The organism is Cellvibrio sp. PSBB006 (genome assembly GCF_002162135.1).
Classification (GTDB): domain Bacteria; phylum Pseudomonadota; class Gammaproteobacteria; order Pseudomonadales; family Cellvibrionaceae; genus Cellvibrio.
Genome location: NZ_CP021382.1, coordinates 3,899,135 through 3,920,418 on the forward strand (window position 1 = coordinate 3,899,135; position 21,284 = coordinate 3,920,418).

Sequence of the window (21,284 nt, forward strand, 5' to 3'; positions counted from 1 at the left end):
ATGAATCTGACTATGCCTTTTTTTGACCGCGCGCGCGTGCTTGTTGTGGGTGATGTCATGCTGGATCGTTATTGGCATGGCAACACATCGCGTATCTCCCCGGAGGCGCCGGTTCCGGTCATCAAGGTCAGTCAATCGGAGGAGCGTCCCGGTGGTGCTGCGAACGTTGCACTTAACATTGCCGCGCTGGGCGCAGCGGCCTGTTTGATCGGTACGATCGGGGATGATGATGCCGGTATTGTGTTACAGAATCGTTTAAAAGCAGCCTCCATTCACACGGATTTTCAAATTTCCCGCAATAAACCCACTATCACCAAGTTGCGCGTTATCAGCCGGCACCAACAAATTCTGCGCATGGATTTTGAAGAATCCTTTGATGCGCGTGACAGTGATGAATTTGCCAGAAAAGCCAAGGTCATCATGCCGCAGATGGATGCGCTGGTACTATCCGATTATGCCAAGGGCAGTTTGCAGGATTGTCAGGCATTAATAGCCATGGCGCGTATGCGTCGTGTTCCGGTGTTGGTCGATCCCAAAGGAAAAGATTTTGCCCGTTATCGCGGCGCAACCTTACTCACACCCAATATGCAGGAATTTGAACAGGTTGTTGGTGGTTGTGACAGCGAACAGCAAATGGTTGCGAAGGGCAGTGCGCTAATGCAGGAACTGGATTTGCAAGCACTGTTGGTAACCCGCGGTGAGCAGGGTATGACCTTGCTGCGCCCTAACCAACCGGAATTGCATTTGCCGGCGCGCGCGCGTGAAGTATTTGATGTGACCGGTGCGGGCGATACGGTGATTGCCGTTGTCGCAGCGGTGCTGGCATCGGGCCAGCCTTTAACTGAGGCGGTAGCACTGGCAAATCTCGCGGCGGGAATTGCGGTTGGCAAGTTGGGGACGGCAGCAGTCAGTGCCCCGGAATTGCGTTTTGCCTTGCAGGGTGAGCAGGGTTCGGAGCGCGGTGTTGTGAGTGAAGAACAATTACTGCAAGCGGTGGAAGATGCGCGCGCGCGCGGAGAAAAAATCGTTTTTACCAATGGCTGTTTCGATATTATTCACGCCGGTCACGTCGGTTACCTGGAAGAAGCACGCAAACTGGGTCACCGTTTGATCGTTGCCATCAACAGTGATGCATCGGTAAAACGTTTAAAAGGAGAAGGCCGCCCGATCAATCCGGTGGATCGCCGTATGGCAGTTCTGGCTGGCCTCGAAGCGGTGGATTGGGTGTTGTATTTTGAAGATGATACCCCGGAGCGACTGCTGCGCAATTTGAAACCCGATGTGCTGGTAAAAGGTGGCGACTATCGCGAGCATCAGGTGGTAGGCGGCGATATCGTCAAAGAGTACGGCGGCAGTGTAAAAGTATTGAGCTTTATCGATAGTTGTTCAACGACGGCGATTGTGAATAAAATCCGGCAGCAATGAATGTTCCGCGTGAAAAGATTTAGTACAGGCCGCGCAAAACAATAATATTGTTGCATTTAGTTCCAGCGTTTCTTCTGCCCAGGCAGACAATCCCTGTGGAATGGCGAATAAAGATTTATCGAATGGCCAGCCACAGAGATAACAGCATATTCCCCAGAAACTGAAAATCAGCATCGGCATGGTTGTGAAAGATTTCAAACCGGACCATGTAATATCTGGATGCCTGAGCAATGTTCCGCAATACATGATTATCCCTGTCACTGTCACGCTACGTACCAGCAGTTCAATATTTTCCCACTGATTGCTGTTGCCCATCTTATCGATATCAAGTTCACGCAGTAACAATGCCAGACAGAGCAACGCCAAACCAACGCATAGATAGCGATATAGTGGCTCGGCGTTATCGTTGCGGCTGTGATAGCTATGTAACAGACAGGCCAGGAACAAGAAAATATTCTGGCCAACTTCCAGCAGACCTGTCTCGGATGTGCTGATTAACCCATGGCTCCACAATCGATAGGACTCCGCGCTGATCAATAGCAAAGCGGCAAGCATCCATAGCGGATGGCGCAATATCGGCCAGCTGGCCGGAGATACGATTGGGGTCGGCATAGATTATTGGCGAAGCAGAGTATTACTCTGCTTCGCGATGCAATTACTTGGGTGGATATTGGCTCAAAAGCTTGCGTAAAACTTCAGCAAGTTTTGCTTCATTGCTCAGCGAAAAATGTTGCAGTGGTACGGCTTCAGCGCTGCCGCGCCAAATTAGATTGTTGGTTGGTGCATCGGTAATATCAACGATGATGATGCCTTCCTGTTTGTCGTTAGGCATACTTTTACCGCCGCCCAGTCCGATACTGCCGTGGCGGCCGAGAGGCAGGCCGATAGACAACCCCAGTCCGGTGGAAGAGCCGGTACTGATGCGCGATACAATCTTCATATCGAACAGGAGGTCGGGATTGCTTTCGGTGCGACTTAACCCTTGGCTGGCCAATTGGGTGTCTGCCTGACGTTGAATCTGTTGAGCGCTTACACCCGGAATATCTGATGAGGCACCACGCCAGTTATAAGTCTTGTGCCCGCTAAAGTCAGTTCCCGGTTTGAAGTCCTGATTATATTTGGTGCTGGCGCATCCACACATGATCAATACCAGTGCGAGCAACCAAAAACGCCAAAGTGAGCGGAACATTGTCGGTATACTCGCCAGTTGTGGGTTCATAAAAGTGTCCTCGGGATAAAGTATGATGTCCGCGTTATTGTCCAGTGATTCGACCCTGTTTAGTGTGAATCATTGCTCTTTTTAATCCTTACTTGTGCGGTTTGCAAATGCTGTGGTTTTATTTCAGACTTGTCCCGCTTTCACCACCCAATGGCGAGTAGTCGTTATGGATTTAATTCAGGCAGTTGTTTTGGCATTGGTGCAGGGGTTGACCGAATTCTTACCGGTTTCCAGCTCGGCGCATTTATTGTTGGTCCCTATCTTTGCTGACTGGCCTGATCAGGGGTTGGCATTTGATGTGGCATTACACGTGGGTAGTTTGGCTGCCGTGGTCATTTATTTTTGGCAGGATATCAAACGGATGTTTGTCGCCTGGTTCGCGTCACTGACTCGCGGCGAATCCTCAGAGGACAGTCGTCTGGCCTGGGCGGTTATCTTCGCGACTATCCCGGTTTGCATTGCCGGATTTTTTCTCAAGGATCTGGTGGCCACCGCCATGCGTTCGCCGTTGGTGTCAGCCTTTGGCTTGATTGCCTTTGGACTATTGCTCGCCTGGGCTGACTGGCGTCATCGCGGAGCGCGCAGTGAATATCAGATGAATAAATGGGATGTTTTCTGGGTGGGATGTGCCCAGGCGCTGGCGCTGATCCCCGGTACATCTCGCTCCGGTATAACGATTACGGCCGCATTGATGCTGGGCTTTACCCGGGAAGCTGCTGCGCGGTTTTCATTCCTGTTGTCGATTCCGGTGATTGTGATTGCTGGCGCAGTGGAAACCAACGAGCTGGTGCACGCACGGGTGGCGGTGGATTGGACCGCAATGATCGTAGGAACCCTGGTATCGGGAATCAGCGCTTATTTGTGTATTTATTATTTTCTGGCGTTTATCAATCGGATCGGTATGCAACCTTTTGTTGTGTATCGCATAGCCTTGGGAATTTTGTTGATTGTGCTTTACTGGAATCCAGCGGCATAACATATCAAACAAACTTGACGACACTGGTATCTTTCTCGCGGCTTTTGCCAGCCGCTGCCAGTGCGTCAAGATAAGCCTGCCACTTACTTTCCTGCTCTACAGAAAGTTGATAAAGGTAGTCCCAGGTGTAGATGCCGGAGTTGTGACCATCATCAAAAAAGATTTTTAATGCGTAATTGCCGGCGCGCTCAATGCTGCTGATACCCACCTCTTTCTTGCCGAACTGCAATGTAGCCTGATTCGGTCCATGTCCTTTTACTTCCGCGCTGGGTGAGTGCACCCGCAAATATTCGGCACCCAGCTGATAAGACTGGGTACCGAATTGAAGTTCCAATATTCCGGATTGCTTGTGCAGTTGAATCTTGACTGGGATCATAGTGGTTATTGTGACTTACAGGATATAGCGGCTGAGATCTTCATTCTTTGCCAGCTCGCCTAAATGGTCATCGACATAAGCAGCATTGATTTCCAGATGGTTTTTTTCATTGCCTGCATCGAAGGAAATATCCTCCAACAATCGTTCGAGAATCGTATGCAGGCGACGCGCGCCGATATTTTCGGTGCGCTCGTTCACTTCCCAGGCGGTTTCAGCGATTCGACGAATACCGTCTTTGGTGAACTGAATTGTTACGCCTTCCGTTTCCAGCAATGCTTGCTGCTGCTCGGTGAGTGAAGCGCGAGGTTCGGTGAGTATGCGTTCAAAATCGTCCGGCGTTAGCGCGCTTAGCTCAACGCGAATTGGCAGGCGCCCCTGCAATTCCGGAATCAGATCTGAGGGCTTGCTTAGATGAAAGGCCCCGGACGTGATAAACAAAATATGATCTGTTTTGATGATGCCGTGTTTGGTGGTTACGGTGCAGCCTTCAATCAATGGCAGTAAATCCCGTTGCACGCCCTCGCGGGAGACATCGGCGCCAGACGTCTGTCCGCGCCGCGCCACCTTGTCGATCTCATCGATAAACACAATGCCGTTTTGTTCGGCCGCTTCTATGGCTTGTGCTTTAATGTCTTCATTATTGACCAGCTTGCCGGCTTCTTCTTCCTGCAGTTGTTTGAAAGCCTGCTTTACCGTCAGCTTGGTTTTCTTGGTTTTTCCATTCGATAAAGACGAAAACATATTTTGTAATTGGCTGGTCATGTCTTCCATGCCCGGTGGTGCCATAATTTCTACACCGACGGGTGTTGCCGCCAGATCAATTTCAATCTCTTTGTTATCCAGTTCGCCTTCGCGCAATTTTTTCCGGAAGACCTGTCGTGTACCCGACTCGTTATTCAAGGTCGGATCACCGCCGCGCGCCGGAGGCAGCAGCGCATCCAGAATGCGCTCTTCCGCCGCTTCTGCCGCGCGGTGCTGGACAGTTTTCAGCGCATGCTCACGGTACATCTTGATCGATACATCAACCAGGTCGCGAATAATGGATTCCACATCGCGGCCGACATAACCGACTTCAGTGAATTTTGTGGCTTCCACTTTGATAAACGGCGCATTGGCCAGTTTTGCCAGACGACGTGCAATTTCGGTTTTGCCCACGCCGGTCGGACCAATCATCAAAATATTTTTTGGGGTGATTTCACTGCGCATGTCGGCGGGCACTTGCATGCGGCGCCAGCGATTGCGCAATGCGATAGCTACAGCACGCTTGGCATCCTGTTGGCCGACGATATGTTTATCCAGTTCGTGAACAATCTCACGGGGTGTCATGGTGGACATAATCTGTATCCGAAAAAATTAATATTCCAATGTTTCGATGGTGTGGTTCTGGTTGGTAAAAACACAAATATCGCCCGCGATATGCAATCCTTTTTCCACGATGCTACGGGCGTCCAATTGTGTGTTTTCCAGCAGCGCGCGCGCAGCTGCCTGCGCGAAAGGGCCGCCGGAGCCAATGGCAATCAAATCGTCTTCCGGTTGAATAACGTCACCATTGCCGGTGATGATGAGCGAGGCTTCTTTATCGGCTACAGCGAGTAATGCTTCAAGTCGGCGCAATGCGCGATCCGTGCGCCAGTCTTTGGCCAATTCCACGGCGGCGCGCACCAACTGGCCGTTGTGGGCTTCAAGCTTTGCTTCGAAGCGCTCGAACAGGGTGAAAGCATCGGCAGTTCCGCCAGCGAATCCGGCGATCACCTGATTTTTGTACAAGCGGCGCACTTTGCGTGCATTGCCTTTCATCACCGTATTGCCGAGTGAAACCTGACCGTCGCCGCCAAGCACAACCTGGCCTTCACGGCGTACAGAGAGAATTGTGGTCACAGGGGAAATCCTTTGTTGAACTGTTGCGGACTGCGGCGCTAAGGCCGCAGGGATTCCCTGAAAAGTGGGGGCGGGGTGGGTAATTTCAAGCCGATTATGTTTATCTGGCGCGGATGCCGTATCAGGGCGCTGCGTTTTTGTCGCGCTTTAACATGAGGGCGTTATATTGGTTCGCGACCAACGTGGAGCGAGCGCTGGCCAGTCGCGACTGATCCTGAAATGGGCCGACGATGACGCGATGCCACAATTCGCCATTGCGAATGGTCACCTTTTCAATCCGCGCATCGAGGTTAAGCAGGATCAGCTGCGCGCGCAATTTATCGGCATCTACATTGTTGCGGAAAGAGCCAACTTGCAGGATGTACTCCATCGAATCCGGTTGTGTCTCCACAATTTTTTCAACGGTTTGTGCCGGCTCAGTGGCAGGTACGATGACCTCACTCTCCTGGAGCAATTTATAAAAATCAAAGCGCGGCTTGGGCACTTTTTCTTCTTCTGTTTCTGTGCGCGTGACTTTTGGCTTTTCGGCTACCGGCTTTTCCTGTGTCGCTGGTTGTGGCACTACATCAGCCAGGTAAACCAGAAACATGATAAAAGCGCCCAGAATGCCGCCGATTAACAGCCACACCCAGCCCGGCACGGGCGGTTTCGCCGGTGCGCGACGACGATTCGGGGAACGATTTTTTTTGGCGTAATCTCGGGACATGGCGACTTCATCAAGCTCGGAGTGGGCGCAATTGTACTTGTGCTGTGCGGGTGAGTCACTATGAAGTGCGGCTCTAATTCATTTCCTGCGGATCTACATCAATGGACCAGCGAACCCGTTTACCCAATGCCTCGTTTTCCAATTGTGCAGTGAGTTGTGCGAGGAGTTGTTGCAGGGGTTTGCGCTGTGCACTGTTGAATTGCAATTGATAGCGAAAACGGTCGCCGCGTTTTTCCATCATGGCTGGCAAAGGGCCAAGGTAACTGAAATGGTGGCTGGATGGCTGCCATTGCTCAGCCTGAGCGCGAGCCAGACGTAAAAACTCCACGGCCAGTTCAGGCCGTTTGCTTTCTGCACGCAAGAGTGCGAGATGCCGATAGGGAGGTAATTGGGTAATGCGTCGCTCGTGCAATAACAGCTCGGCCAGCGCGTGATAACCCTGCAGCATCAAGGTTTGCACCAGAGGATGTTCAGTGTGGTGGCTCTGCAAGATAACCGTACCGGGCTTGTCGGCCCGGCCGGCTCGCCCGGCTACCTGAAGTAACAATTGTCCCATCCGCTCGGGGCCGCGAAAGTCGGCACTGAACAAACCGGCGTCCGCATCAATGATAACGACCAGGGTGACCAGGGGAAAATGATGACCTTTAGCCAACATCTGTGTCCCCACCAGGATACAAGGCTCGCCGGATTGCACCTCGTCCAGCAAACGATGCATGGCATGTTTGCCGCGCGTGGAGTCGCGATCAACCCGCAGTATTCGCGTCTGTGGAAACAGCTGGCGCAAAGCTTCTTCACTGCGCTCCGTGCCCTGCCCTAAAGGTTGCAGTTGATGGCTGTGACAGCTTGGGCAGCGTGAGGGCAATGGGCGCTGGTGATCACAATGATGGCAATGCAGGTGGCGCGGCTGCTGATGAACCGTCATGCGTGCGTCACAGTGGTTGCAGTTAGCCAGCCAGCCACAATCGTGGCATTGGAGTGTGGGCGCGTAACCGCGCCGGTTGATAAATATCAGCACCTGATGGCGCGCCTGGATTTCCAATGCAATCGCTTTCAGGGTGTCTTGCGCGAAACCTTCATGCAAGGGTTGCGCGCGAATATCGAGCAGCTGAATGCTGGGGGGTACGGCTGAACCGGCACGGCGGGTCAGGCGCAAATATTGATAACGGCCTTGCTGGGCGTTATTGAGGCTTTCCAACGCCGGCGTGGCGGAACCGAGCAATAACGGAATCTTGAGCTGACTGGCGCGCATAACGGCTAGGTCGCGGGCAGAGTAGCGAAAACCGTCCTGTTGTTTGAAGGAGTTATCGTGCTCTTCATCAACAATGATGATTCCCGGCTCCTTGAGCGGTGTGAAGATAGCCGACCGGGTGCCGATAACTACCCGGGCAATGCCCTCACGCGCCTGTACCCAGGCATCCAGCCGTTCCCGATCATTGAGGCCGGAATGCAGGGCGACAACAGGCACCGCGAAACGCCGTTGGAATCGTTGTAGCGTTTGTGGCGTAAGCCCGATTTCGGGGATCAATACCAATGCCTGCTTGCCTTGGGCCAAGGTTCGGGCGATGGCTTGCAGATAGATTTCCGTCTTACCGCTGCCAGTGGCCCCATCCAGCAGACTTACCTGGAACTGGTCCAGGTTTATCTTTTCAAGAACCTCTGCCTGTTCCGGGTTTAGTATCAACGGCTGTTCGCGCAAGGTAGTCTGTGTCGATTCTGGTGTAAGTACTTGCTCACTGCAAGCAACCAGTCCTTTCTTCATCAGCGGCTTGATGGTGGTAGTGGGTATGTCCAGTATTTGCAGATCGGCGCGCGTTAAATAAGGTGTATCTTGCAGTGCAGCCAGCAAAGCGGCCTGACGCGGAGCGCGTTTCAGGCTGCCGGCCGGCAAACCTTTTCCAGCTGTTGTGAGGTGATAGATCGGCTCCGTACGTAATCGGGCCATTTCTCCCTGGCGTAAGAGCGCCGGCAACGCGGTATGCAAGGCTTCACCGACCGGGCTTTGATAGTAGTCAGCGGCCCATAAGCACAATGCAAGCACATCGGGCATAAAAGCCGGTAGTTCATCAATGACGCCGAGCGCATGGCGCAATTGGTTGGCAGCCACGGAGGCTTCCTGATGTAGCGACAGTAATACACCGACGACTTCCTGGTGCCCGAAGGGTAAGCGTAAGAGTGTTCCGGGCCGCAAAAGCGCAACCTGCTCCAGCGGCATGTCCACCGGGGGTAGGTAGTCAAAGCGGCGACGCAAGGGAGTGGGGATTGCGACCTGAAGAAAAACCGTAGGCATCGGGTGATAAGTCTTGGTTGTTGGCGATGAGCTGCCGGGCAGGATACCCCATATCAACTGTCGTTTGGGTGTGCTTTTTGTGTGGTCGAGGGGAGTGTTGAAAACTGGTTATTTTTTCCCCTTGCGTTATGTATTGATTCTGATAGTATCCCCGCTCCTTAAATTCCGCCCTATTACCAACCGTTGTGCGGTGCTCGACAAATGCTCGGGTGGCGGCACAAAAAACGACAAGGCAATTATCATGAAACCAGAAATTCATCCTAATTACGCTGACGTAGCTGTTAACTGCAGCTGTGGCAACACCTTTAAAACTCGCTCTACCCTGGGTAAAGATTTCCACGTAGACGTCTGCAGTGAGTGCCACCCTTTTTACACCGGCAAGCAGAAGATGGTAGATACCGGTGGTCGTATTGACCGCTTTACCAAGCGCTTCGCTAGCCGTATTGGTGGCAAAAAGTAAGACAGATGTAATGCTATTTTCTCGCTATCTGTCGGGAAACATGCTTCTAAAAACGCCGAAAGCAGTAGCTTTCGGCGTTTTTGTTTGCGCCTCCATCTGGAACAATATGGCGGTGGCTGCCTGCCCTGCCACCCGGATCGACGAAACCGTTCAGCTTGCCCAGGTGGTGGATGGCGATACGTTGCGTTTACAGGATGGTCGACGTGTGCGGGTTTTAGGTATCAATACCCCCGAAGTTGCGTGGGAAGGGCATGTTGGTCAGGCATTGGGTGTTGAAGCAACAGCCGCAAGCCGCCGGTTTCTGCCCCGCCATCAGAAGGTTCACCTCGTCTACGATCTGGACCATAAAGACCGCTATGGCCGGATGCTGGCACACGTTTATAACCAGCGACGTCAAAGTCTGGCAGCACATTTACTTGAGCAAGGATTGGCGCTACAGGTGGTCGTGCCTCCCAATGTAAGTGAAATGGGTTGCCTGACGCGTCAGGAAGATCTTGCTCGCCGGCAAAACCGTGGCATATGGCGAGAGAAGGCGTGGAATTTGCGGCCCGCTGCTGAGCTTGCGCTCGATCAAACGGGTTTTAGTCGCATCCAGGGAAAAGTCACCAAGGTGAGTGTGCTGCGTGACGTCTGGTTGGAGCTTGATGGCCCAGTGGTGGTCAAGATTGCGCAACAGGATCGGCAGTATTTTGCCGATGACCAATGGCAGTCATGGCTTGGCAAATCTATCAAAGTGCGCGGTTGGCTGATCAACCGCGCCAGCGAATTCCAGCGCAAACGCGGTTTTAAACCTTTACAAATGCAGGTGCGTCATCCTCTTATGTTAGAGGAGTCACCGGGCGAGCAAAGGTAAATTCGAGGGAGTCTTTTAAAAATTGCCCGCCTCTCCAACATTTTTCAGGCGCTCCCTAAAACAGCTCCTCCGGCAAGATTTCATCTGCGGACTGTTCGCCATTGGGTGAGGTGCTATCACCTGCCTGGGGGGCATCTTCCACGCGAAAAATCTCAAATATTGCATCGGGATCTTCGGGTTGTGCCCGGGCACCAGTGTCGCGATTGATGCGTACGGTAACGATGCCATTAGGCTGTGATGGGATTTTTTCCTCAACACCATCCAGAGCGGTGCGCATAAAGTCAATCCAGATCGGCAGTGCTGCTGAGCCGCCATACTCTGTTCGCCCCAGGAGCGTGTTTTGATCAAACCCTACCCAGCTGACGGCAACGACATCCGGACTATAGCCAGCAAACCAGGTATCTCTTGGACCATTGGTGGTGCCTGTCTTGCCGGCAATGTCACTGCGCTCCAGCTTGCGCGCCAACCGGCCGGTACCCAGCGTAATGACGTCTTTTAACATCGAATCAATGATGTAAGCCACCCGTTCTTCGATGATGCGAGGGGCGTAGCGAGTGGTATCGATGGGCTGGGGAAGTATCTCGTTTGTCAGCGCTTCCTCGAAAGGTATGTAACCGGGCTCTTCTTCCGGCAATACGTTGAGCAAAGCGGCTGCCTGGCGTGCGGCCTCGGCCTGCTCGCACTCTTTGCAAACGATCATCGGTTGCGCTTCGTACACGACTTCGCCTGATGCGTCTTCAATGCGCGTGACCAGGTGCGGTTCTATCTTGAAGCCACCATTGGCAAAGGTAGCGTAGCCGGTAGCCATTTGCAGCGGTGTCAGTTCATGAGTGCCCAGTGCCAGTGTGAGGTCGCGGGGAAATTGGGTCTTGTCGAAACCAAAGCGTTCGAGGCTATCCAGCGCTTTGTCCAGGCCGAGGCTGCGCAGTAGCCGAATCGATACCAGATTGCGCGAGCGATACAGCGCCTGGCGCAAACGAATGGGTCCGGAAAACTTTCCATCGTCATTTTCCGGCCGCCAGGACGCGCCAATTGCCGTGTCTTCAATCACAATGGGCGCATCATTGATGACGGATGCTGGGGTAAAGCCATTTTCCAGGGCTGCCGTATAGAAAAAGGGTTTGAAACTGGAGCCCGGCTGCCGCGCACCTTGTACCGCGCGATTAAAGTGACTTTGGCGGAAATCGAAGCCGCCGACCAAGGCGAGGATCGCACCATCCTGAGGGTTTAGCGCTACCAGGGTTCCTTGTACCGCAGGCACCTGGCTCAAGCGCCAGGCGCCTTCTGTGTCTCTGGCGATGCGGATCACGTCGCCGTATTGAAGAAAATCTCCCGCCTTTGTGGGGGCGGGGCCGCGACTGTCTTCATTGATATAGGGGCGGGCAGTGGCCAAGCCTTGTTCCCAACCAAGTTCGATGATTTCTCCCGAAGCGGTAATCGCCTTTACTGCCTGTTCGGCAACCTCGGTAATCGCTGCTACCTCCAGCCCGCCAAAGTTGGGTATATCTCCCAACTTTTCTCGCCAGTCACTGAAATCATCCGTTGCAGATGGCTCAAATCGCTGCTCGGGGCCTCGATAGCCATGGCGTTGGTCATAACTGAGTAAGCCGCTGATAACAGATGTTTGAGCGCTTGCTTGCATCTCGCTATCGACGCTGGTGTAAACCCGATAACCATCGTTGTACGTATTTTCACCAAAGCGATCAAAGACTTCCTTGCGCGCCAGTTCCGCGACATAGGGCGCATACAGATCCAATGTCAGGCCGTGATAGCTGGTGAGGATGGACTCACTGATAGCTGCGTCATGGGTAGCTTGATCAATGTATTTCAGTTTCAGCATACGACCGATGATCCAGTCGCGGCGAATCAGAGCGCGTTGGGGGTTTGCCAATGGGTTATAGGCCGAAGGGGCTTTCAGGCTGCCAACGATGGTGGCGTACTGGGCTAACGAAAGCTCACTCGCGTCTTTGCCATAATAGATCTGGGCGGCAGCCTGCAATCCATAAGCGCGGTTACCGAAAAACATCTTGTTGCTGAACAGCTCAAGTATCTCTTCTTTTGTGAGCTGGCGCTCAATTTGAAAAGAAAGCAGTATCTCATTGAACTTTCTCGAAAATACTTGTTTGCGGGTAAGGAAAAAATCACGTGCCAGCTGCATAGTGATGGTGCTGCCACCGGACTGGATTTGGCCTGTTTGCAATAATTGTGAACCCGCGCGCAATAGACCCCTTAGCGAAACGCCATGATGGTCGTAGAATTCGGCGTCTTCTGCAGCAAGTAAGGCTTTGATATATAAGGGTGGAAGCTGTTCGAAGGTTAACGGTGTGCGACGCTGTTCGCCAAATTCACCAATTAACTTATTGTCCCTTGAATAAACGCGTAAAGGGGTCTGTAATTTAACCTGCTTTAACGTTTCCACCGAAGGAAGATTGGGGCTCAGGTAGAGGTACATGCCAGCCAGTGTCACCAAAGTAACGCTGAAGCCGGACAGTAACAACCAGAAAAGGGCTTTCAACCAGGTTTTTTTAGTAGGCATTTTTTCTAACAGAATTAATGAGTTAGCAGTTTTGCGACAAGTGGCGGGCATTATACGGGCTTTTTCCCTGTTTACATATCGGCTGGTTTGTTGCAGGCTTAAGTTAAAGTGCTATAACATAAACAGCGTCTAAGTTACGGATATAGATAGAAAAATGGGCATCTTAGGCTTCCTCGAGAAAAAAGCGAAACCAGTGTTGGGACTGGATATCAGTTCAACTTCGGTCAAATTGCTTGAATTAAGCCGCCACGGTGATCGCTATCGTGTCGAGACTTATGCTGTGAGAGCTCTACCGCCAAATGCGGTGGTGGAGAAAAATATTAATGACCAGGAGGCCGTTGCTGAGGTCATCAAAGCAATGGTCAAGCAATCCAAGACCAAGCTGAAACATGCAGCAGTTGCGGTTGCCGGTTCGGCGGTGATCACCAAAGTGATCGATATGCCTGCCGGGTTAAGTGACGATGCAATGGAAACCCAGATTTCCCTTGAAGCTGACCAATACATTCCCTTCCCTCTTGAAGAGGTGGCTATCGACTTCGAAGTTCAGGGCGAGTCACCGCGCAATCCCGATCAGGTTGAGGTCTTGCTTGCCGCCTGTCGTCGTGAAAATGTTGAGATGCGCGCTAACGTCCTTGAACTGGCTGATTTAACTCCGGAAAAAGTGGATGTTGAAGCCTACAGCATGGAGCGTGCCTACGAATTGATTGCGGACCAGTTGGAAGATCAGGATGGTCAGGTTGTGGCTATCATTGACGTGGGCGCCACTATGACCACGCTCAGCGTCCTTGTCGATGGCAAAACGGTTTATACCCGCGAACAACTGTTCGGTGGCAAGCAACTTACCGAAGAAATTCAACGCCGCTATGGTTTATCGATGGAAGAGGCCGGGTTGGCCAAGAAGCAAGGCGGTTTGCCAGACGATTATGAATCTGAAGTACTGGGCCCTTTTAAAGAAGCTGTCGTGCAGCAGGTCACTCGTTCCCTACAATTTTTCTTCTCTGCCAGCCAATACAATGATGTCGATTACATTATTTTGGCTGGTGGTGTGGCGTCGATGGACGGCCTGGTAGGTTTGATTGAAGAAAAATTGGGCACCCAGACTGTGGTAGCCAATCCCTTTGCCGGTATGTCGGTGTCGTCGCGGGTCAATGCTGTAGCGCTGGCTAATGATGCTCCTTCATTGATGATTGCCACTGGCTTGGCAATGAGGAGTTTCGACTAATGGCAAAGATTAACTTATTACCCTGGCGCGAAGCCTATCGCAAAGAAAAGAAAGACCAGTTCATTGCCATATTGATCGGCGTTTTTATCGTGTCGGCGCTGTTAGCTTATGTGTGGATTTCCAGCGTGGAAGCAGCCATCGATAATCAAAATTCGCGTAATCGCCTATTGGAGACTGAAATTGCCGCGCTTGAAAAACAAGTGCAGGAAATCGCTGAGCTGAAAAAGGTCCGCGACGATCTGCTGACCCGCATTAAGGTCATTCAAGATCTTGAGGGAACGCGTCCCGTTATCGTCCGTTACTTTGATGATCTGGTTCGCTCCGTCCCCGATGGTGTACATCTGAATTCGGTGGTGCGTACCGGTGACACCATCAGTATTGAAGGTATTGCCGAATCGACTAACCGTGTATCCAGCTTTATGCGCAACCTTGATCAGTCCGACTGGTTTGCATCTCCCAATTTGACGTCCGTGACTGCTGCGCCTGAAGAGGGCGAACAGGCCAATTCATTCAAGATGACCGTGCGCACCTCTGCTCCTCAGGATCAGATTGATGCGGCTGCAAATGAGGAGGGTAAATAAGATGTCATTTGCAGAATCCATGGAGCAACTCAAAAACTTTGACGTGAATGATATTGATTTTGAAAAAATCGGTATCTGGCCTGTGCCAGCCAAGATTTTTGTGGCAGTACTGTTGATTGCTGTTGTGTTTGCGGCGACCTATTACGTATGGATCAAAGATCTGAATATGCAGCTCGACACAATTGTCAAAAAAGAGGCTACATTAAAAGAGACCTACAGAAAGAAAAGTTTCGAAGCCGCTAACCTTGATGCTTATCGGGCGCAGATGGTGGAGATGAAAAGCACCTTTGATTCGCTGTTGTCGCGGTTGCCGACTGACACTGAAGTTCCAGGGTTGTTGGAAGATATCGATACTCGCGGTTCTGAAAGTGGTTTGACTATCAACAGTATCAAGTTGGAAGCAGAGCGCACAGCTGAATATTACATCGAACTGCCTATCAGCATTGATGTAGAAGGCGGATATCACGATCTCGGTGGGTTTGTCAGCGGCGTAGCGGGTATGCCGCGTATCGTTACCTTGCACGATTATTCAATCACCCGGAAAAAAGACAGCGCCGAATTAGCAATGAAAATCTCTGCTAAAACCTATCGTTATAAGTCGCAGGAGCAATAGAAATGAAGAAAATTTCTTACGCTCTCATTTCCGGTTTGTGCGTTTTTTTGCTGACAGCCTGTGACTCATCGTCTCAGCACCAGGACTTGCATGATTTTATGGCGGAAACCAAGCGCCGTCCGCAAGGGCAAATTGAACCGTTGCCAGCGTTTCGTCCATACCGCCCGTTTGCTTATAGTGCGATGACCTTGCGCAGTCCTTTTGATCCGCCTGTGCGAGAAGAAGATAAAGCATCGATAAAAGGCGGCCGGACGGTTGAGCCGGATATGAACCGCGAACGCGAATATCTTGAAAGCTTCAACATTGCCGGCCTGACAATGGTGGGAACCTTGACCAAGTCTGGACGCCTCTGGGCATTAATTGACGATGGGCAAGGTGGCGTGCACTCGGTCACCATCGGTAATTACATGGGCAAAAACCATGGCAAGATCGTTACAGCGGATCGCGCGCAAATAGAAGTGCTCGAAATTGTCTCTGATGGCGCGAACGGTTGGGTTGAGCGTCCCAGAATTATCAAATTAGAAGAAAAGGAATAAACCATCATGGGTGCTTTGTTCTCATTGGGGTTAAAAATGCGAAATATAGCCTTATTACTTGTTTGTCTGTTGGCCCCTGTCACCTGGGCAAATACACTTGATGATATTCGTTTTGCTGAACTTCCCGGTGAGCGGTTTGAAGTCAGGATGACGTTTTCAGGGCCGCCACCGGAACCTGCCGGTTACACTATTGAAAGGCCTGCGCGCATTGTCCTGGACTTTCCTCAGGTAGTCAGTGCGCTGGAAGAGCGTCGTTATCCTTTATCGTTTGACAATGGTCAGAGTGCCATGGTGTTAACGACGGAGGGTAGAACCCGGTTGATTTTAAATCTGGATGATTTGACGTCTTACACCAGTCGTGCCGAAGGTAATACCTACATTGTTGAAGTGGGTGCTAGTGACGGTGGTTATGCAAATAACACGGTGACTCCCAGCGTTACGGTTCCATCGGCACCAACAGCTCAAACCGCTGCAGCTCAAGGGCCTGCAATCACCAATATTGACTTCCGTCGTGGCACTACAGGTGAGGGTCGTATCATTATTGCGCTGTCAGATCCTGGTATAAGTGCCGAGATGTCGAGCACTGGCGCAGGGGTTCGGTTAACCTTTAACGATGTCTGGCTGCCGCCGGAATTGCGCCGCCGACTGGACGTAGTGGATTTCGCGACGCCGGTTTCATTGGTATCGGCGACACTTGATGGTGGCGACACCGTACTGAATATAGCTGCGTCGGGTGACTACGATTATCTGGCCTACCAAGCGGACAAAGAATATGTCGTTAGCATTAAGCCGCTGACGGCTCAGGAAATTAAAGAGAAAAAAGAAGAATTTGAATTTACCGGTGAAAAGCTGTCACTGAACTTCCAGGATATTGAAGTGCGTGCGGTGCTGCAAATCATTGCCGACTTTACTGAATTGAATCTTGTAGCCAGTGACACTGTGCAAGGCCGTATTACTTTGCGTCTTGATAACGTGCCTTGGGATCAAGCGCTCAGCCTGGTATTAAAAACCAAAGGGCTGGATAAGCGTCAGGTGGGTAATGTTCTAATGGTTGCGCCTGCTGCGGAAATTGCCGAACGTGAACGTCAGGAACTGACTACCAAGAAACAATTGGAAGAATTAGCACCATTGCGCACGGAATATATTCGTGTTCGTTATGCTAATGCTAAAGAGATGTTTGAGTTGTTCCGTGGTGAGTCTGGTGAGCGGTCTGGTGGAAGTGGGGCCGGTAGAGGCGGTAGCCAATCTACCGGCAGTGTTCTCTCTGAGCGTGGACAAGCGATTGTTGATGAGCGAACTAACTCTATCATTATTACTGATACCGCCGACCGTATCGAAGCCTTCAGGCGATTGATCGATCAAATTGATATCCCGATTCGCCAAGTGATGATTGAAGCGCGGATTGTGATTGCTAACACCGATTTCCGTAGAGAGTTGGGTATCCGTTGGGGGGCGGGTGGTACTGATCAGTCTTCTGATACGGTTACCGACGTTGAAGGTTCGGTGGATTTAGGTGTGACGACCAGTCCTGCTGGTACTCTTGCGCTTGGTGTTCTGACTGATAATGAGTTTCTAGACATGGAATTGTCAGCACTTGAGAATACCGGTTTTGCTGAAATAGTCTCTCAGCCGAAAGTTATCACTGGCGATAAACAGCGTGCCACTATTTCTTCAGGCACTGAAATCCCTTATCAAGAAGCTTCTGCCAGTGGCGCTACCACTACGTCATTCAAGGAAGCAGTTCTGAAGCTGGATGTGACTCCCCAAATTACGCCGGATAATCGCATTATTATGGACTTGGTGATAAATCAGGACACGGTTGGGCAAATTATCGTGGCCAGCGGGATTCCCACTCTTGATGTGACAGAGTTGACCACGAAAGTCTTGGTGGCCAATGGGCAAACCGTAGTATTGGGTGGTGTATTCACCGTGGAATCTATCAAGGGTGAGAACAAGGTACCTCTCCTCGGTGATATCCCGTACCTGGGTCGTTTGTTCAGACGCGACGTTAATGAAAATAATAAAACAGAATTGCTGTTGTTCATCACCCCCAAAATCATGGCTGAAAGCCTGACAAACTGATGCTCCGCTCGAATATTTTCCTTGTCGGCCCCATGGGGGCCGGCAAATCTACCATAGGACGTCTTCTTGCCTCGGAACTAAACCTATCTTTCCGCGATAGTGATCGTGTGATTGAAGAACGTACCGGCGCTGATATTCCATGGATTTTTGATATGGAAGGTGAGGAGGGGTTTCGTGAACGGGAAGCAGCAGTATTAACAGAGCTCTCTACTGAGGCAAATGTTGTGATTGCGACAGGTGGTGGAATCATCCTGCGCGAACAAAATCGCACGATCATGAAGTCATCCGGGTTCGTTTGCTATCTCACTGCCTCCATTGACCAACTGGTAGAAAGAACATCCCGCGATAAAAAGCGCCCGCTATTGCAGGTGGAAAACCCTCGTCAAAAAATTATTGATTTGTTATCTCTTCGTGATCCCCTCTATCGTGATGCTGCTGATTTTGTTATCAACACAGATCGTCGATCACCCAAAGCGGTCGCTCAGGAAATCGCAGGTTTGGTGACTGCTGCTCAGTGAGCCTCCCGGCGGCTTATGGTAAAGTGCGCCCTGCACATTCCTTACTTTCACTATCAGGCAAAGTCTCGTTATGCGTCAGTTAAATGTCGATCTGGGTGATCGAAGTTACCCTATCTATATCGGTGAAAAGCTTTTAGCTAACAAGCAATTTCTCGCCCCCCATATCCAAGGACGCCAAATATGCATTGTGACCAACGAAACCATTGCGCCTCTGTATTTATCATCACTACAAGACATGTTGACCGGTTATCAGCTAGACACCGTTGTGCTTCCTGACGGTGAAGCGCATAAAAATCTGGAAACACTGAACCTGATTTTCGATGGATTATTGCGGGCTCGCCATAATCGTACAACGACATTGATTGCTTTGGGTGGTGGTGTTGTGGGCGACATGACTGGTTTCGCTGCCGCTTGTTATCAGCGAGGTGTGGATTTTATCCAGGTACCAACCACCCTGTTATCAATGGTGGATTCTTCGGTGGGTGGTAAAACGGGCGTTAATCACACGCTGGGCAAAAATATGATCGGGGCTTTTTATCAGCCCCGTTGTGTCATTGCGGACACTGGATTATTGGAAACGCTGCCGTCCCGCGAATTGTCCGCAGGTATTGCGGAAGTAGTTAAATATGGATTGATAGCCGATTACGCTTTCTTCGAATGGCTCGAAGCCAATATGCCAGCGTTGATGGCGCGCGATAAGCGTGCCCTTGCGTATGCTGTCGAGCGTTCCTGTCAAATTAAAGCCGATGTGGTGGCTCAGGATGAACGCGAAGGTGGGATTCGGGCCATTCTCAATTTGGGTCACACCTTCGGGCACGCTATCGAGACAGCTCAGGGCTACGGCAACTGGTTGCACGGCGAAGCGGTGGCCGCCGGTATGGTGATGGCTGCTGATTTGTCCTGGCGTCGCGGAGCTATCAGTCAGGCTGATTTGGAACGCACAATAGCGTTATTGAAGCAGGCCAAACTGCCTGTTAAAGCACCGGCTGATATGACGAGCGAAACATTTTTGACCCTGATGGGTGTCGATAAAAAAATACTTGATGGTCGCCTGCGCCTGGTGCTGCTGGAGTCCATGGGCAAAGCCGTAATTACCAGCGATGTCGAGGCTGAGCTGCTGGCTCAGACATTTGTCGCTTGTCGCTAAGCGGCCGGACGAATTTTAATTATTGCCGTTGATTGTTTGTGGAGGTGCGTATGGTTCCAGAATCCCCGATCAATGCTGATCCGGATGGTCGTATCGGTGGGCGTCCGGCGGCAGCTAAAGGCGGAGCAGAACATGAGCATCTCGCCGATTACCGGCAACGCTATGGTCTTGCTCTGGACCCTTTTGCGGATGATCCGGATTTCCCGCTGTTTACCGGCGCCCAACGGCGTGAGTTGCTGGATCAGTTGCTCCACCTTTGCCAATTCGGAAAGAGTTTACTGGTTGTCTTGGGTGACCAAGGTGTGGGCAAAACCCGTTTGGCTCATGCGCTGCTCGACTCCATGGCCGAATCGGATGAGCTTTGCCTGATCACGGCGCAGCCTGGGCAGGGCTTGGATCGGGTTTTGATCCAGATTGCTCACGCATTCTCTTTGCGCCGGGAAGGCGTTGAGACCGCTGGACAACTACTGGCTGCTTTACGAAGTTTTAGCCAACCCATTATGGGTGGCGGTGATATTGCTTTAGTCGTGATTGACGATGCGCACCATCTTGACGACCAAGCGCTTGCTGCGCTGCTCAGTCTTCTACAGGGGCGCGATGAAGACAATCGTCGCCTGCATATCGCATTTTTTGCTGAACCAACATTAATCCGGCGTCTCGATGAGCTGGATATGCAAGATGTCATGATCAATGACTTCCCGCTTGCGCCTTTCACCCTGTATGAAACAGTTGATTACCTGAATTTCCGTATGGAAATGGCAGATTATCTGGGTCCGGAAATATTCAATGAGTCTTTGGTGGAGCCTTGGTGGCGAGAAGCTCAGGGGCAGTTACCCATAATTCATGAGTATGCGCGGAGCTGTCTGCTTGAGTCGGTTATTCCTCAGGAAAACGCCAACAAAAAATCATTTCCGATGCTCCATATTGTCGCGGCTGCTGTGCTGGGGGCGATATTTCTGATGACGTTTTTCTACAGCAGCGATGATGAAGAGCCAGCAGGAGATCAAATATTCTCCCAGCCTTTGCCGATAAATCCTGTGAAACCTGCTGCGAGTTCATTCTCAGCTGCATCAGAGGCCTCTTCAGTCAGTGTTGAGGCTGTAGCGAGTGTACCTGTTCAACCGGTTGAAAACCTCTCCCTGCCAGAAAGTTTACCGGTGCAAACCGGGGAGAAACTCGATCCACTGAGGCCCGAACAGCTTCCGCCTGCTGAGCAGTCAGCTGCATCGGCACGTGCGGAGGTCTCTACAAGTACTGAACCGGCGGCATCCCAGCGAGCCGCCACATCCAGTGCAGCAAAATCCGAAAGCATTGCTCAATCCAAGGCTGTTAATTTTTCAGAAGACGAGCAAATCCTTCTCTCCTGGCGCGCCTCGGAGTTTACCTTGCAGTTATTGGGTGTAAGTACTGAAAAAGCTGCGCGTGATTACATAGCGGCTCAGCCCAATCGGGCCGATTTGTTGATGTTCAAAACCCTGCGACAAAATAAAGACTGGTTTGTCGTCGTGGCGGGACGTTACTCATCAGCTGCTACTGCTCGCCAAGCTGTTGCAGGCTTGCCCGCAACGCAACGCAAAGCTGGGCCTTGGCCGAGGGAGTTGAGAGTAATACAGCAGGAGATTGCCTCTCGTCGTCTATAAGCATGTATTTCAAAGGATTTGTGATACTGATATTTACTCTAAAGCCATAGGATATGCTGCCTGCGAGACATTGGAGGCAAGATCGGGCAAGTTCAAGACCTCTTCATATATTGCCATTACAGCCTCCAGCGGGTAATATCCTGCGCCCATTTGTCTATAGCCCCTACCCTAAGGGGCTTTTTTGTCTGGAGTGCGATTTTTTGCCCGGCAGCTATCGTGGTGCTGCCAA

The 21,284-nt window shown here is 51.4% G+C and carries 20 protein-coding genes; 12 read left to right on the forward strand and 8 right to left on the reverse strand.

What is annotated here, in order from left to right; all coding sequences use genetic code 11:
- The gene (gene hldE / locus CBR65_RS16250; RefSeq protein ID WP_087467827.1) at nt 1–1,425 is read left to right on the forward strand and encodes a bifunctional D-glycero-beta-D-manno-heptose-7-phosphate kinase/D-glycero-beta-D-manno-heptose 1-phosphate adenylyltransferase HldE; all 1,425 of its coding nucleotides are present in this window, start codon (nt 1–3) and stop codon (nt 1,423–1,425) included.
- On the opposite strand, the gene CBR65_RS16255 is transcribed toward hldE, so the two are convergent.
- Nucleotides 1,387–1,938, reverse strand: a complete 552-nt coding sequence (locus tag CBR65_RS16255; RefSeq protein WP_157672114.1) for a hypothetical protein — start codon at nt 1,936–1,938, stop codon at nt 1,387–1,389. The genes hldE and CBR65_RS16255 overlap by 39 nt on opposite strands.
- A 142-nt stretch (nt 1,939–2,080) precedes the next feature.
- Nucleotides 2,081–2,644 (reverse strand): DUF4136 domain-containing protein, encoded by a 564-nt coding sequence (locus tag CBR65_RS16260; RefSeq protein ID WP_087467829.1) that lies wholly within the window; start codon nt 2,642–2,644, stop codon nt 2,081–2,083.
- Nucleotides 2,645–2,810: 166 nt separating this feature from the next.
- Between CBR65_RS16260 and CBR65_RS16265 the strand changes: the two genes are divergently transcribed.
- Nucleotides 2,811–3,620, forward strand: a complete 810-nt coding sequence (locus tag CBR65_RS16265; protein ID WP_087467830.1) for an undecaprenyl-diphosphate phosphatase — start codon at nt 2,811–2,813, stop codon at nt 3,618–3,620.
- A gap of 4 nt (nt 3,621–3,624) precedes the next feature.
- Here CBR65_RS16265 and CBR65_RS16270 read toward each other — a convergent pair whose 3' ends face one another.
- From CBR65_RS16270 to CBR65_RS16290, 5 genes are all read right to left on the reverse strand, one after another.
- Nucleotides 3,625–3,996 carry a gamma-butyrobetaine hydroxylase-like domain-containing protein gene (locus CBR65_RS16270; protein WP_087467831.1) on the reverse strand — a complete coding sequence of 124 codons (372 nt, stop codon included), beginning with the start codon at nt 3,994–3,996 and terminating at the stop codon, nt 3,625–3,627.
- A 15-nt stretch (nt 3,997–4,011) separates the two neighbouring features.
- Nucleotides 4,012–5,331, reverse strand: coding sequence for an ATP-dependent protease ATPase subunit HslU (gene hslU / locus CBR65_RS16275; RefSeq protein ID WP_087467832.1), 1,320 nt, complete (start codon nt 5,329–5,331; stop codon nt 4,012–4,014).
- Between the two features lie 18 nt (nt 5,332–5,349).
- A complete protein-coding gene (gene hslV / locus CBR65_RS16280) occupies nt 5,350–5,874 on the reverse strand; it encodes an ATP-dependent protease subunit HslV (protein WP_087467833.1) in 525 nt (174 codons plus the stop codon).
- A gap of 121 nt (nt 5,875–5,995) precedes the next feature.
- Nucleotides 5,996–6,580, reverse strand: coding sequence for an SPOR domain-containing protein (locus CBR65_RS16285; protein ID WP_087467834.1), 585 nt, complete (start codon nt 6,578–6,580; stop codon nt 5,996–5,998).
- A gap of 73 nt (nt 6,581–6,653) precedes the next feature.
- Complete coding sequence (locus tag CBR65_RS16290; protein ID WP_087467835.1) at nt 6,654–8,867, reverse strand: primosomal protein N'; 2,214 nt, start codon at nt 8,865–8,867, stop codon at nt 6,654–6,656.
- Between the two features lie 241 nt (nt 8,868–9,108).
- Here CBR65_RS16290 and rpmE point away from each other — a divergent pair, with 241 nt between their 5' ends.
- Nucleotides 9,109–9,327: a 50S ribosomal protein L31 gene (rpmE, locus tag CBR65_RS16295; protein WP_087469119.1), complete on the forward strand. Its 219-nt coding sequence runs from the start codon at nt 9,109–9,111 to the stop codon at nt 9,325–9,327.
- Nucleotides 9,328–9,367: 40 nt separating this feature from the next.
- Entirely contained in the window at nt 9,368–10,180 is an 813-nt protein-coding gene (locus CBR65_RS16300) for a thermonuclease family protein (protein ID WP_157672115.1), read from the forward strand.
- A gap of 55 nt (nt 10,181–10,235) precedes the next feature.
- Here CBR65_RS16300 and CBR65_RS16305 read toward each other — a convergent pair whose 3' ends face one another.
- On the reverse strand, nt 10,236–12,716 hold the full coding sequence (locus tag CBR65_RS16305) for a penicillin-binding protein 1A (RefSeq protein WP_232461227.1): 2,481 nt from the start codon (nt 12,714–12,716) through the stop codon (nt 10,236–10,238).
- A 154-nt stretch (nt 12,717–12,870) separates the two neighbouring features.
- Here CBR65_RS16305 and CBR65_RS16310 point away from each other — a divergent pair, with 154 nt between their 5' ends.
- From CBR65_RS16310 to CBR65_RS16345, 8 genes are all read left to right on the forward strand, one after another.
- On the forward strand, nt 12,871–13,938 hold the full coding sequence (locus CBR65_RS16310) for a pilus assembly protein PilM (protein ID WP_087467838.1): 1,068 nt from the start codon (nt 12,871–12,873) through the stop codon (nt 13,936–13,938).
- On the forward strand, nt 13,938–14,519 hold the full coding sequence (locus CBR65_RS16315) for a PilN domain-containing protein (RefSeq protein WP_087467839.1): 582 nt from the start codon (nt 13,938–13,940) through the stop codon (nt 14,517–14,519). The genes CBR65_RS16310 and CBR65_RS16315 overlap by 1 nt, the downstream gene beginning before the upstream one ends.
- Before the next feature lies 1 nt (nt 14,520).
- Nucleotides 14,521–15,132: a type 4a pilus biogenesis protein PilO gene (locus CBR65_RS16320; RefSeq protein WP_157672116.1), complete on the forward strand. Its 612-nt coding sequence runs from the start codon at nt 14,521–14,523 to the stop codon at nt 15,130–15,132.
- Nucleotides 15,133–15,134: 2 nt separating this feature from the next.
- Nucleotides 15,135–15,668, forward strand: a complete 534-nt coding sequence (locus CBR65_RS16325; RefSeq protein WP_087467840.1) for a pilus assembly protein PilP — start codon at nt 15,135–15,137, stop codon at nt 15,666–15,668.
- Nucleotides 15,669–15,704: 36 nt separating this feature from the next.
- Nucleotides 15,705–17,750, forward strand: a complete 2,046-nt coding sequence (locus CBR65_RS16330) for a type IV pilus secretin PilQ (RefSeq protein ID WP_087469121.1) — start codon at nt 15,705–15,707, stop codon at nt 17,748–17,750.
- Nucleotides 17,750–18,268 carry a shikimate kinase AroK gene (aroK, locus tag CBR65_RS16335; RefSeq protein ID WP_087467841.1) on the forward strand — a complete coding sequence of 173 codons (519 nt, stop codon included), beginning with the start codon at nt 17,750–17,752 and terminating at the stop codon, nt 18,266–18,268. The genes CBR65_RS16330 and aroK overlap by 1 nt, the downstream gene beginning before the upstream one ends.
- Before the next feature lie 70 nt (nt 18,269–18,338).
- Nucleotides 18,339–19,415 (forward strand): 3-dehydroquinate synthase, encoded by a 1,077-nt coding sequence (aroB, locus tag CBR65_RS16340; protein ID WP_087467842.1) that lies wholly within the window; start codon nt 18,339–18,341, stop codon nt 19,413–19,415.
- A gap of 50 nt (nt 19,416–19,465) precedes the next feature.
- Nucleotides 19,466–21,055, forward strand: a complete 1,590-nt coding sequence (locus CBR65_RS16345; RefSeq protein ID WP_087467843.1) for an SPOR domain-containing protein — start codon at nt 19,466–19,468, stop codon at nt 21,053–21,055.
- Nucleotides 21,056–21,284: the final 229 nt, after the last annotated feature.

Excerpts from the sequence above, each read along its gene's own strand:
- CBR65_RS16270 (WP_087467831.1), bottom strand. The coding sequence starts at position 3,996 with ATGATCCCAGTCAAGATTCAACTGCACAAGCAATCCGGAATATTGGAA.
- CBR65_RS16325 (WP_087467840.1), top strand. The coding sequence starts at position 15,135 with ATGAAGAAAATTTCTTACGCTCTCATTTCCGGTTTGTGCGTTTTTTTG.
- hldE (WP_087467827.1), top strand. The coding sequence starts at position 1 with ATGAATCTGACTATGCCTTTTTTTGACCGCGCGCGCGTGCTTGTTGTG.
- rpmE (WP_087469119.1), top strand. The coding sequence starts at position 9,109 with ATGAAACCAGAAATTCATCCTAATTACGCTGACGTAGCTGTTAACTGC.
- CBR65_RS16285 (WP_087467834.1), bottom strand. The coding sequence starts at position 6,580 with ATGTCCCGAGATTACGCCAAAAAAAATCGTTCCCCGAATCGTCGTCGC.
- aroK (WP_087467841.1), top strand. The coding sequence starts at position 17,750 with ATGCTCCGCTCGAATATTTTCCTTGTCGGCCCCATGGGGGCCGGCAAA.
- aroB (WP_087467842.1), top strand. The coding sequence starts at position 18,339 with ATGCGTCAGTTAAATGTCGATCTGGGTGATCGAAGTTACCCTATCTAT.
- CBR65_RS16345 (WP_087467843.1), top strand. The coding sequence starts at position 19,466 with ATGGTTCCAGAATCCCCGATCAATGCTGATCCGGATGGTCGTATCGGT.
- CBR65_RS16315 (WP_087467839.1), top strand. The coding sequence starts at position 13,938 with ATGGCAAAGATTAACTTATTACCCTGGCGCGAAGCCTATCGCAAAGAA.
- CBR65_RS16290 (WP_087467835.1), bottom strand. The coding sequence starts at position 8,867 with ATGCCTACGGTTTTTCTTCAGGTCGCAATCCCCACTCCCTTGCGTCGC.
- hslU (WP_087467832.1), bottom strand. The coding sequence starts at position 5,331 with ATGTCCACCATGACACCCCGTGAGATTGTTCACGAACTGGATAAACAT.
- CBR65_RS16260 (WP_087467829.1), bottom strand. The coding sequence starts at position 2,644 with ATGAACCCACAACTGGCGAGTATACCGACAATGTTCCGCTCACTTTGG.
- CBR65_RS16320 (WP_157672116.1), top strand. The coding sequence starts at position 14,521 with ATGTCATTTGCAGAATCCATGGAGCAACTCAAAAACTTTGACGTGAAT.
- CBR65_RS16265 (WP_087467830.1), top strand. The coding sequence starts at position 2,811 with ATGGATTTAATTCAGGCAGTTGTTTTGGCATTGGTGCAGGGGTTGACC.
- CBR65_RS16310 (WP_087467838.1), top strand. The coding sequence starts at position 12,871 with ATGGGCATCTTAGGCTTCCTCGAGAAAAAAGCGAAACCAGTGTTGGGA.
- CBR65_RS16330 (WP_087469121.1), top strand. The coding sequence starts at position 15,705 with ATGCGAAATATAGCCTTATTACTTGTTTGTCTGTTGGCCCCTGTCACC.
- CBR65_RS16300 (WP_157672115.1), top strand. The coding sequence starts at position 9,368 with ATGCTTCTAAAAACGCCGAAAGCAGTAGCTTTCGGCGTTTTTGTTTGC.
- CBR65_RS16305 (WP_232461227.1), bottom strand. The coding sequence starts at position 12,716 with ATGCCTACTAAAAAAACCTGGTTGAAAGCCCTTTTCTGGTTGTTACTG.